The sequence below is a fragment of the Actinomycetes bacterium genome, assembly GCA_035506535.1.
In the GTDB taxonomy this organism is placed as follows: domain Bacteria; phylum Actinomycetota; class Actinomycetes; order DATJPE01; family DATJPE01; genus DATJPE01.
On record DATJPE010000074.1, the window covers coordinates 56,826 to 68,191 of the forward strand.

The 11,366-nt window shown below is 70.9% G+C and carries 5 protein-coding genes, 1 tRNA gene and 3 pseudogenes; 5 read left to right on the plus strand and 4 right to left on the minus strand.

Translation table 11 applies throughout. The features are described from left to right. Positions 1-197: 197 nt before the first annotated feature. Positions 198-1,229, minus strand: a complete 1,032-nt coding sequence (locus VMI11_11970; protein HTY73126.1) for a magnesium transporter CorA family protein — start codon at positions 1,227-1,229, stop codon at positions 198-200. 179 nt (positions 1,230-1,408) lie between these two features. On the opposite strand from VMI11_11970, the gene VMI11_11975 reads away from it, so the two are divergent. Next, complete coding sequence (locus VMI11_11975; protein ID HTY73127.1) at positions 1,409-2,641, plus strand: hypothetical protein; 1,233 nt, start codon at positions 1,409-1,411, stop codon at positions 2,639-2,641. Between the two features lie 69 nt (positions 2,642-2,710). Here VMI11_11975 and VMI11_11980 read toward each other — a convergent pair whose 3' ends face one another. Together VMI11_11980 and VMI11_11985 are read right to left on the minus strand one after the other, a co-directional pair. Continuing rightward, positions 2,711-4,540 carry an alkyl sulfatase dimerization domain-containing protein gene (locus tag VMI11_11980; protein ID HTY73128.1) on the minus strand — a complete coding sequence of 610 codons (1,830 nt, stop codon included), beginning with the start codon at positions 4,538-4,540 and terminating at the stop codon, positions 2,711-2,713. Between the two features lie 133 nt (positions 4,541-4,673). Beyond that, positions 4,674-4,747, minus strand: a tRNA-Gly gene (locus tag VMI11_11985). Positions 4,748-4,836: 89 nt separating this feature from the next. On the opposite strand from VMI11_11985, the pseudogene VMI11_11990 reads away from it, so the two are divergent. The 4 genes and pseudogenes from VMI11_11990 to VMI11_12005 all read left to right on the plus strand — a co-directional run bounded on the left by VMI11_11990 (position 4,837) and on the right by VMI11_12005 (position 8,700). Continuing rightward, a pseudogene (locus tag VMI11_11990) lies at positions 4,837-5,142 on the plus strand (dCTP deaminase). Between the two features lie 600 nt (positions 5,143-5,742). Then, positions 5,743-5,985 (plus strand): annotated as a pseudogene (locus VMI11_11995) (LAGLIDADG family homing endonuclease). Between the two features lie 195 nt (positions 5,986-6,180). Continuing rightward, positions 6,181-6,453 (plus strand): annotated as a pseudogene (gene dcd, locus VMI11_12000) (dCTP deaminase). Between the two features lie 84 nt (positions 6,454-6,537). Next, positions 6,538-8,700, plus strand: coding sequence for an acyltransferase family protein (locus tag VMI11_12005; GenBank protein ID HTY73129.1), 2,163 nt, complete (start codon positions 6,538-6,540; stop codon positions 8,698-8,700). Between the two features lie 28 nt (positions 8,701-8,728). Here the strand turns inward: VMI11_12005 and VMI11_12010 are convergent, their stop codons facing one another. Further along, the gene (locus VMI11_12010; GenBank protein ID HTY73130.1) at positions 8,729-11,275 is read right to left on the minus strand and encodes an EAL domain-containing protein; all 2,547 of its coding nucleotides are present in this window, start codon (positions 11,273-11,275) and stop codon (positions 8,729-8,731) included. Positions 11,276-11,366: the final 91 nt, after the last annotated feature.

Consider the following 11,366-nt stretch of genomic DNA (forward strand, 5'->3'; position numbering starts at 1 on the left):
CCCTAGGCCCCGCACGCACCCGCGCTCCCCGGGCGACTCTTCTGCTGCAGCCCCCCCGGGGGTTGATCTTCTGCAGAAGTCCCTTTTGTCCCGGTCCGGCGGCCACGGAATCTGCACATATGGGACTTCTGCAGAAGATGGCGGGCGGACGGGCGGGTCAGATCCAGCGCTGTGTGGATCAGCGCCGGCGGCTGGGGTCAGAGCCAGCGCTTGTGCTTGAAGATCGTGTACAGCACGAGGGCGGCCACGATCATGATCGTCGACGAGATGACGAACCCCGTACGGTCGCCGAAGCCGGGATAAGGGATGTTCTGGCCGAAGAAGCCGGTGACCGCGGTCGGGACGGCGACGATGGCCACCCAGGCAGTGATCTTGCGCATGTCGTCGTTCTGCTGGACCGAGACCTCGGCCAGCCGCTCGGCGGCCACGGTCGTCTGGGTGTGCAGCCGCGTCTGGTAGTACTCGATGACCCCGTGCAGGAACTCCTTCTGACCGTCGGCGGTCCCCTTGACCCGCTCGAACTGGTCGGCGAGGTCGGCCACGAGCGGGCGGGCGCTGGCGGGGACCGCCTGCGTCGAGACGTTGCAGAGCCGGCCGTAGACCTCACGGCTCATCGTGCCCATCGTGCGGACCGCCAGCAGCTCGTACCAGACACGGAAGAGCTCGTCGAGGAACTTCTCGGGGTCGTCGCTGACCTCCTCGAGGGTGACCCGCTTCTCCAGTACGCCGGACTCGCGTGCCAGGCCCGCCACGAAGTCCGCCTGCCGGCGGGCGAGCGCGGAGACGATGGTGTGCGAGAGCTCGAACGGCGAGGACGGGTGCAGCGTCCCGCGCTCGAGCCAGCGCAGGGCCGCCTTCGTCTCGACGAGGGCCACCTCCGGCGCGACGGCCGGGTTGAGCGGACCGTGCACCGTCACCAGGTAGTTCGGTCCGATGAACTGGTCGAGCTCGATGTAGTGGACGTGGCCGCCCCGGCCGAGCTCGGGCACGTGCAGGACGACGAAGACGTGGTCGGCGTACACGTGCACCTTGGGCACGTGGTTGCGTTCGACGCAGTCCGACACCGCACGCCGGTGGAACCCGAACACCTCCGAGAGCACCTGACTCCCGTGCTCGTCGCAGCTCGGGATGTCCACCCACACCATGGCGTCGGGTCGTGCCAGCAGGTCCTTCAGCTCGGAGGGGTCACGGCGCTCCACCACCTCGGGGGTGATCAGGTGTACGTCCATCGGCACCTCTCAGACCCCGTACGGCTCCTGGTCGCCATGGTGCCTCCGGGTCCCGCGCCGGACCAGTGAAACGACCGGATCGCCCGTCCGTCGGGTGGGTCCTCAGCGGCCGGTCCCGGTTGGTCCCGAACTGGAAGCGGTAACGATCCCGGAACGCTCGGGGTCGTAGCGTGCGGCGTGTGAACGCGGGCCCCGTCGGTGAGCTCGCCCTGCAGCCGACGGCCGCGGGGCGGCGCTCCTGGCCGGCAGCTCCCGCTGCGGCCGATGGGCTGGCGGCGCTGGTGGTGCTGCTGGCTGCCGCCGTGATCCCGCTCGACGCGTGGGCCCGGCAGAACGTACTGGTGAACGCCGTTCAGCTGATGGCTGGCGTGCCGATGGCTGCCGTGGGCCTCATCGTGGCCCGGCGCCAGCCGGCCAACCCGATCGGGTGGCTTCTGCTGGTGATCCCGGTGGGCGTCTTGCTCAGCCTCGACGCCGGTCCCTATGAGCGTTTGGTCTACCGCATGGGTCATCGGCTGCCGCTGGGCCCGGCGGCGGTGCTGATGGGGAACACCGCCTGGGTGGTGCTGACCATCGCGCTGCCACCGGTCCTGATGCTGTTCCCCGACGGCGTGCTGCCCTCACGGCGCTGGCGGTGGGTGCTCTGGTCGTACCTGATCGCGGCCACCGGGCTGTTCCTGCTCGCCTATGCCGCCATGGTGACGGCCATCCTCACCCAGGGCGTGCACCTCGACGTGAGCGGTGGCCTGGCCGGGTTCGACCATCCCGCCGGCTCCACGGCCTGGGTCTCGAAGGTCATGGCGCTGTTCCCGGTCCTGCTCGTGTTCTGGCTGGTGTTCGCCGCGCGTCTGGTGCTGAGCTGGCGGGGGGCAACGGGAGACCGGCGGCAGCAGCTGAAGTGGCTGCTTGCCGGGTCGGTGACGGCGGTGGCCGGATTCGTGCTGAGCAACACGGTCCCCGCGCTGGACCCCGTCGCGGTCGCGGTCGGCGTCGGGGTGGTGCTTCCGGTGTGCCTCGGGGTGGCGATCCTGAAGTACCGGCTGTACGACATCGACCGGATCATCTCTCGCACCCTGGCGTACGCGATCGTCACCGGTGTGCTGGTCGGGGTCTATGCGGGACTGGTGCTGTTGGCCACCCAGGTGCTGTCGTTCCACACACCCGTGGCGGTCTCCCTCTCCACGTTGGCCGCGGCGGCGTTGTTCAACCCGCTGCGGCGGCGGGTCCAGGTCGTCGTGGACCGGCGGTTCAACCGGGCCCGCTACGACGCCCACCGGATGGTCGCCGCGTTCGCCGTACGGCTGAACGACGCCGCGGACCTGGACTCGGTTCGCGACGACCTGATCGCTGTCGTGCACCAGGCGCTGGAGCCGGCCTACGTCACGATGGTGGACCGCGCGGGCCCGTGGTGAACTCGCTTCTTCCCCGTCTCCGAAGACGACGCCTCCCTGCACATCATCCCGGCTGCGGCCGAGTCGGCCTCAGGGTTCGACGATGTTGAAGCCGTGGTCGCCGGGCTGCAGCACACCGAGGACCTGCTGCAACCCGGCGGCGTCTCCGTCGAGAGTCAGGCCGGCGGCGAAGGCGGCGCCGGGGTCACCCGCGGCCAACGCGGCCAGCGCTCGCCGGGGAACGACGAGAGTGAGGTCGACATCACCGGCCCCGTCCCGGACATAGGTGAACACCCCGTTGCGAAGCGTGGTGCGGTACGTCAGACCGTGGTCGGGGAACACCCAGCGGGCGGACAGGTCGAGGTGCCACGCCGCGGGTCCGTTCACCTGGATGGCGACGGCATCGAAGAAGATCTCGGGAGGGAGCTGGCCGAGCAGCTCTGACGGGGCGCCGATCGGAGTGCCGAAGTTGCCGGTACGCAACTCCGCCGCGCCGGACAGATAGGCGTTGCGCCACGTACCGTTCTCGCTCCCGAAGCCCAGTTGCTCGAGGACGTCGGCCAGCAGCTCCCGGCCGGCTCGGTGGTTCGGTTCGGCGAACACCACATGGTCGAGGACCTGGGCGGCCCACCGCAGGTCGCCCTCCTCGAGGCAGGCACGAGCCTTGTCGACGACGGCGTCGGCACCGCCCATGAAGGCCACATACCTCGTAGCGGCCTCCTGCGGCGGGTGCTGCCACAGCCGGGCCGGGTTCCCGTCGTACCAGCCCATGTAGCGCTGGTAGATGGCCTTGACGTTGTGGCTGACCGAGCCGTAGTAGCCGTGGGTGTGCCATGCGCGTTCGAGAACCGGTGGAAGCTCGAACTGCTCGGCGATCTCCGCGCCCGTGAAGCCCTGGTTGATCATCCGCATCGTCTGGTCGTGGAGGTACGCGTAAAGGTCGCGCTGCAGGCCGAGGAACTCGAGCACCCGTTCGTTGCCCCATGTCGGCCAGTGATGGGAGGCGAACACGACGTCGGCCCGGGCACCGAACAGCTCGATGGCCTCGGTCAGGTAGAGCGCCCAGGCATGCGGGTCGCGCACCACGGCACCCCGGAGAGTCACGATGTTGTGCAGGGTGTGGGTGGCGTTCTCGGCCATGCAGAGCGCCTGGCGGCCGGGGAAGAAGAAGTGCATCTCGGCCGGCGCCTCGGTTCCCGGAGCGAGCTGGAAGACCATGCGCACCCCGTCGACGGTCAGCTCCTGCCCGGTGGCGGTGACCTCGACCGTCGGCGCGATGAGGCTCACGGTGCCCGTCGAGGTGGTCTGGCCAAGCCCGGCGCCGACGCTGCCGCGCGGGCCGCGGGGCAGCAGCGCTCCGTACATGTACGCGGCGCGCCGGGTCATCGCGATCCCCGCGTAGACGTTCTCCGCGATCGCTGGCTCCAGGAAGCCCTCCGGCGCGATGACCGGAACGCCCGCATCCACCTCCTCCTGGCTGATCACCCCCTTCACTCCGCCCCAGTGGTCGACGTGGGTGTGGGTGTAGATGACCCCGGTCACGGGGCGCTCCCCGCGGTGCGCCCGGTACAGGCCGAGGGCGGCCGCAGCGGTCTCCGTCGAGATCAGCGGGTCGATCACGATCACTCCCGCATCGCCCTCCACGAACGTCACGTTGGACAGGTCGAGGCCGCGGACCTGGTAGATGCCCTCGGTCACCTCGAACAGCCCTTGCCGGGCGTTCAGCGCCGACTGCCGCCACAGGCTCGGGTGCACCGTGTCCGGTACGTCGCCGGACAGGAAGGCGTACGAATCGCCGTCCCACACGACGTCACCGGCGGCGTTGCGCACCACTCCCGGCTCGAGCGCGGCGACGAAACCGCGCTGAGCGTCGGCGAGGTCCCGCTCGTCGTCGAAGGGGAACAGCGGGTCGTGCGGCATCGGACCCTCCTCATGTCTGCGACCTCGGCCGACCCGAGTCTGCTCCTGGGCTGCGCCCGGCGCGCAGGCACCCGAGGACGTTGGCCATCGCCGGCGATCATGGGCTCGTCGCGGGGGCCCTGCCCCTCGTGCGTGGAGCGGGTGACGGGAATCGAACCCGCACTGTCAGCTTGGGAAGCTGATGTTCTGCCATTGAACTACACCCGCGCCGTACCCTCCCGGGCCCGGACCGCCCAAGGATAGCCCGGCCGGTCGGTGGGCGGGGGCGTCGGCTTCGTCCCCGGTAGGGTCCCCGCATGCTGCTGTCCGACCGGGACATCCGGGCCGAGCTCGACTCCGGCCGGGTCCGGCTGGAGCCCTACGACCCGGCGATGGTCCAGCCGTCGAGCATCGACGTACGTCTGGACCGCTTCTTCCGCGTCTTCGAGAACCACCGCTACCCGCACATCGACCCCGCGATCGAGCAGGCGGAGCTCACCAGGCTCGTGGAGCCGGACGGCGAGGAGCCGTTCATCCTGCACCCGGGCGAGTTCGTCCTCGGGAGCACCTACGAGGTCGTCTCGCTCCCCGACGACATCGCCTCCCGCCTCGAGGGGAAGGCGCTGGCGGTCTGGACCCCGATCCCGACCCCGAGCGGGTGGCGGTCGATGCGCGACCTCGCAGTGGGGGACGAGGTCTTCGACGAGAAGGGGCGCCCCTGCCGGGTCGTGGCGGCCACGCCGGTCATGCACGGACACCCCTGCCGCCGGATGGTTTTCTCCGACCACAGCTCGATCGTCGCCGACGCGTCCCACCTGTGGCTGACCCGGACCCAGGCCGAGCGGCGTTCGGGGTTGCGTGGCAGCGTCCGTACCACCGACGAGATCGCGGCCAGCCTGCGCACAGGCTCGGAGTACAACCACCACGTGGCGTTGGCCGGCGCCGTCGAAACACCCCACGTCGAGCTCCCCATCGACCCGTACGTCCTCGGGGTCTGGCTCGGCGACGGCACGTCCACCAAGGCCGAGATCACGGTCGGCGAGGGCGATGAGCACACGCTCGGCGAGGTCGAGCGGGCCGGGTACCAGGTGTGGCGGGCATCCGGCCCCCGAGCCTTCCGCATCGGTGGGTTGAGCCGAGGTGGGTCGGGTCGGACCCGCAGCCGTACGGGACAGTTCACGCCGGATGCATCGCTCAGCAGCTGCCTGCGCGGCATGGGGTTGATGGGCGACAAGCACGTGCCAGGGGAGTATCTGTTCGCCTCTGCGAAGCAGCGCTTGTCGCTCCTGCAGGGGCTGATGGACTCCGACGGGTACGTCGACGAGTTTGGCCGCTGTGAGTTCGTTAGCACGCGAGAGGTCCTGAGCGACGCGGTACGCCACCTCGCGGCCAGCCTCGGGCTGCGACCGGTGACCCGCAAGAAGCGGGCCCTGCTCAACGGAGTCGACTGCGGCCCGGCGTACCAAGTCACGTTCACCCCGCGGCTGCCCGTCTTCCGGCTCCCCCGCAAACTGGCTCGGCTGAAGACGGACGAGCGCGCCCACCGGTCGCGAGCCATCGTTGCGGTCGAGCCCGGTCCGAGCGTCCCGGTCCGCTGCATCGAGGTGACGTCGGAGTCCGGCCTCTTCCTAGCAGGAGAGTCATTCGTCCCGACCCACAACAGCTCGCTCGGCAGGCTCGGGCTGCTGACGCACTCGACGGCGGGCTTCATCGACCCGGGGTTCAGCGGGCACGTGACCCTGGAGCTGAGCAACGTCGCGACCCTTCCCATCAAGCTCTGGCCCGGCATGAAGATCGGGCAGCTGTGCCTGTTCCGGCTGAGCTCGCCGGCCGAGCACCCGTACGGCTCATCGGTGTACGGGTCGCGCTACCAGGGCCAGCGCGGCCCCACTCCGAGCCGCTCGTTCCAGAACTTCCATCGCAGCGACGTCTGAGCCGCGCCGCGCCGCGTCACGGGTCGCGGCCGTTCGGCGGGGATAATCGGAGGACAGGTCTTCGATCCCCGGAGGACTCTCGGCATGACGATTGCTCCCACGGCTCTACGCCGCGCGGGAGACCAGCCGACCGACACGCGTCCCGAGCGCTCGGCCGACGCGCGGGCCTTCCGGCCGGACATCGAGGGTCTGCGTGCCGTCGCCGTCGTGGCGGTGCTGCTCTACCACGCCGGTCTCCCGTGGTTTCGCGGCGGCTTCGTCGGGGTCGACGTCTTCTTCGTGATCTCCGGGTTCCTCATCACCAGCCTGCTCGTCGAGGAGCTGGAGGGGACCGGGCGCCTGTCGATCCCGGGGTTCTACGCGCGGCGGATCAAGCGGCTGCTGCCGGCCACGATGGTCGTGCTGCTCAGCGTCACGGTCCTCGCGTGGCTCATCTTCTCGCCGCTACGCCAGACGTCGACTGCCGGCGACGTCGCCGCCTCGGCGCTGTACGTGTCCAACTGGCACTTCGCCCACCAGGCCGTCGACTACCTCTCCCAGGGGCAGGACCCGAGCCCGGTGCTCCACTTCTGGTCCCTCGCCGTGGAGGAGCAGTTCTACCTCGTCTGGCCGCTGCTCCTGCTGCTGACCGGGCTGGCCGTTCGACGCTACCGGCGACTGCTCAGGCCGACCCTCCTGGGCGCGATCGCGGCGCTGTCCCTGACCTCCTTCGTCTACTGCGTCCACCTCACCCACGCCGAGCCGGGGGCGGCGTACTTCAGCAGCCTCGACCGTGCCTGGGAGCTCGGCGTCGGTGCCGCGCTCGGGATCCTCGGGGCCCGGTTGCGGCGGGTTCCGTCGGTGGTGGCCCTGCCGCTGGCCTGGGCTGGCCTGGCCGTCATCGGGGTCGCGGTGCTGACCCTCAGCGACGCGACCCCTTTTCCCGGCACGGCCGCGCTCTTGCCGGTCCTCGGGGCTGCCGCGGTGATCGGTGCCGGGCTCGCCGCGGGGGACCTCGGGCCGGTACGCCTGCTCGGCACCCGCCCGATGCGCCACGTCGGCCGGCTGTCGTACTCCTGGTACCTCTGGCACTGGCCCCTGCTGGTCTTCGCCGGCGCCGTCTGGGGTCACCTCGACCCGGCGGCCGCCGTGCTCGTGCTCGCGGTGTCCTACGTCCCGACGGTGCTGACCAACCGCCTCGTGGAGGACCCCTTCCGACGCTCCCGCGCCCTCCTCCGTCACCCGAGAAGGGCGTTCGCGCTGGCCGGCGTGACCATGAGCAGCGTCCTGGCCGCGTCCGTGCTGCTCGCCGCGATGGTCCCCACCGTCCCCACCCTGTCGGCGGCCGACGCACGTGGTGCGGCCGCGCTCCCGCCGATCGACGCGTCGCCGCACCCCGCGAGCGTGGCTCTGGCGGCGGTGCCCCCCACGACCCCGGCCCAGCTCACCAAGCCCCGAGCCTTCACGCCGACCCCGCAGCAGGCCCGCGGCGACCTGCCGCGGATCTACGCCGACGGTTGCCAGCGCTCGGTCGCGAGCACCTCGACCGCGGGGTGCGTGTACGGCGACCCGCACGGCGGCGTCACCGTCGGGTTGCTCGGTGACTCCCACGCTGCGCAGTGGTTCCCGCCGCTCGAGCAGGTGGCGCTGCAGCGACACTGGCGGCTCGTCGTCATGACGAAGTCGGCCTGCACCCCCGCCTCGGTCCTCGTCTTCAACCGGTCCTTGCTCAAGCGTCCCTACACCGAGTGCTCGACCTGGCGGCGAGCCGCCCTGGCTCGCCTGGCGGCCGAGCACGTACGGCTGGTCGTGCTGACCGGCTCGTTCACCAACCCGGTCGTCCAGTCGGGGCACACCCTCGGTCCCGCGGCGAGTCTGACTGCGACCACGTCCGGCCTCGAGGCCACCCTGCGCGCGCTCACCGGAGCCGGCTCGAAGGTCCTCGTGCTGCGCGACACGCCCCGCTCCGCCGTCGACGTACCCGACTGTGTCTCCTCGGCCGGGCGCAGCCTGGCCCCGTGCGCGACGGCGCAGGCGCGGGCCCTGGTGACCGCGTCGACCGGTGTCGAGCAGCGGGCCAGCGCGGAGGTCCCGGGGGCCACCTACGTCGATCTCGACAGCGCGGTGTGCCCGAGCACGCCGTGCCCGCCGATCATCGGCAACGTCCTGGTCTACCGGGACAGCGAGCACCTCACCCGCACGTACGCGCTGACCCTGACACCCCTGCTGCGCGCCGCGATCGACGAGGCGCTGCGCCGGGTCGGCTGACGCCGTTGCGCCCCGCGCGTTGGGGCGCTCAGCCCAGGATCGTGCCCACCGTACGGTGGTGCTGGCCCGAGGCGCGGGCGTGGCGGATCTCCCACTCGGGGAGCTCGTCGGGGTCCATCGAGGTCGCGTACAGGAACCCCTGGCCGAAGTCGCAGCCCAGGTGCCGCAGCCGTTCCCGTACCTCGTCGTTCTCGATGCCCTCGGCGATGATCTGCAGGCCGAGGTGGTGCGCGAGCTCGATCATCGAGCTCACGATGGCGGCGTCCCTCGTCGAGGTCAGGATGTCGGCGACGAAGGTCTGGTCGATCTTCACCTGCTGGATCGGCAGGCTGCTCAGGTAGGTCAGCGAGGAGTAGCCGGTCCCGAAGTCGTCCAGCGAGAGCCGTACGCCGAGCCCGCGCAGCTCGTCCAGCAGGGACAGTGCCCGATCCGCGTCGCTCAGGACGATGCTCTCGGTGATCTCCAGGGTGAGCAGGTGGGCCGGCAGCCGGTGGCGCTCGAGCGCGGTCGCGACCGTGGTCGGGAGCCGCTGGTCCATCAGGGACCGGGTCGAGATGTTGACCGACACCCCGACGTGCAGCCCGACCTCCTGCCAGCGGGAGCAGGCGCCGACGGCCAGGTCGAGCACCCGTTCGGTCAGCGGGATGATCAGGCCGTTGCGTTCGGCGGCCGAGAGGAACGCGCTGGGCAGCAGGGTTCCCCGCGTCGGGTGGTGCCAGCGCAGCAGCGCCTCGGCGGAGGCCAGCTCACCCGTCAGCAGGTCGAGGACCGGCTCGACCTCGATGGTGACCTCCCCCGTCTGGATCGCCTCCCGGAGCTCACCGATGAGGGAGAGGACGGTCGGGTCGTGGCCGTCGATGTCAGGGCGGTACAACGCCACCGGCTCCGGCCCGTTCTTCGCCACGTACATCGCGATGTCGGCCCGCTTGAGCAAGTCGCCCACGGTCGTCGCGTGCTCGGGGGAGAGAGCGATGCCGATCGAGCCCGACAGATGCAGCCGGTCCTGGTCGACGACGAGCGGCTCGAGCAGGGAGTCCGTGAGCCGCCCGGCGACGCTCGTCCCGTCGTCGTCCAGACGCTCGGCCAGAACCGCGAACTCGTCTCCCCCCAGGCGCGCGACGGTCACCCAGGGACCCGCCGCCTCGCTGAACCGGCGAGCCACCTCGCAGATCAGCTGATCGCCCACCGAGTGCCCCAGCGTGTCGTTGACCGCCTTGAACCCGTTGAGATCGATGATCATCATCGCCAGGCGCTGGTCCCCGGCGGTGGCGCGTGCGACGGCGGACTCGGCCAGGCTCATCAACGCCGCTCGGTTGGGCAGCCCGGTGAGGGTGTCGTGGAGCGCCTCGTGGCGCAGCCGGCCGATGAGCGTCTCGTTGTGCAACGCGACGGACGCGTGGTTGGCCACCGTCTGCAGCAGGGTGACGTCGCTGTCCTCGAAGCCGCGGACCTCCCCCAGCCGGTCGTAGGCAGCCAGCAACCCCGCCGTCTCCCCCTCGACCACGAGCGGCGCGACGACCGCCTCCCTGGCGCCGCGGCTGCGCAGGAACGCCTTCGCCGACTCATCGGCCAGGGTCAGCCGGATGGCCTGGCGCCGTTCGCCGTAGGGAACGGCGAGCCCGAGGGCGACGAGGGCGTCGCTGCTCGAGTCGGCCACGACGGAGTCGCCGTCGAAGCGCCACAGCGCGGGAGCGGGGTTGTCCCCCGACGCGAAGCGGAGGACCTCCGCGCGCTCGGCCCGCAGCAGCTGGCGCGCCTGGCTCAGCACCGCGGGCAGCACGTCGGTGGTCGCCGGTGCCCCGTTGAGCTCATGGCTGAAGCGGAAGAGCCGCTCGAGGCTCGTGTGCCGGTCGGCCAGGAGCGAGTACGCCCGGAAGAAAGCCATGAGCACCGCGCCCGCGACGAGCAGCGGTACGGCCGCCAGCGCTCCCATCCGCAGGGTGAGGACTGCGACCAGGCCGACGGTCGCGCTCGCGGCCGAGATCACCACGCCGGGCAGGGAGCCACGCAGCGCGGACTCGGTGCGCCCGTTGTACCAGCGCACCACCATCGACAGGAGCGCGAGGTCGACGACGATCGCGAGGGTGGCGGCCGCGATAGCGGCGATCCAGGTGCGGGCGCCGTCCTCCACGCTGCCGCCGCCGAGCAGGTCGAACACCGCCAGCGCGACGGCGACGTCGGTGTAGAAGAGGGAGATGTTGAAGATCGCCTTCAGGGCGGTCTGCCGGCGGTAGAGCAGGACGACCAGCGCCGGCCCGACGAGCCGCGCGAGCACGAGCTCCTGCGGCGTCGTGTAGAACAGCCCGATCACCAGGGGGATCTCGCTGATCGAGATGCTCTTCGCCTCGCGCCCGAACTGGATGTGGAACACCCAGGCCTCGGTGGCGGCGAACAGCAGCGTCAGCACGTACCAGGGGATGTGGACGCCCTGGAGGGGCTCCGGCGGGTTGCGGACGACGGCGAAGAGCAGTCCGCTGGCGAGCACGCACAGGCCGGCCGAGAGGACGAGGACGCGCCGGGTCGGGCGGCTGACCGCTGTGGCCGCCGCCGTCCCCTCCTCGGACCGAGTCCTCATCGGATCTTGCATCGGCTCCCCGCCACGGCGTCCTTAGGGCCTGGCGTCACCCGTTCGGCAGACACAGGGACGCGGCGTCGCGCGTGCTGGC

Bases quoted from the DNA above. Each gene is read 5' to 3' on its own strand.
- VMI11_11970 (HTY73126.1), bottom strand. From the start codon at position 1,229: ATGGACGTACACCTGATCACCCCCGAGGTGGTGGAGCGCCGTGACCCC.
- VMI11_11980 (HTY73128.1), bottom strand. From the start codon at position 4,540: ATGCCGCACGACCCGCTGTTCCCCTTCGACGACGAGCGGGACCTCGCC.
- VMI11_12005 (HTY73129.1), top strand. From the start codon at position 6,538: ATGACGATTGCTCCCACGGCTCTACGCCGCGCGGGAGACCAGCCGACC.
- VMI11_12010 (HTY73130.1), bottom strand. From the start codon at position 11,275: ATGAGGACTCGGTCCGAGGAGGGGACGGCGGCGGCCACAGCGGTCAGC.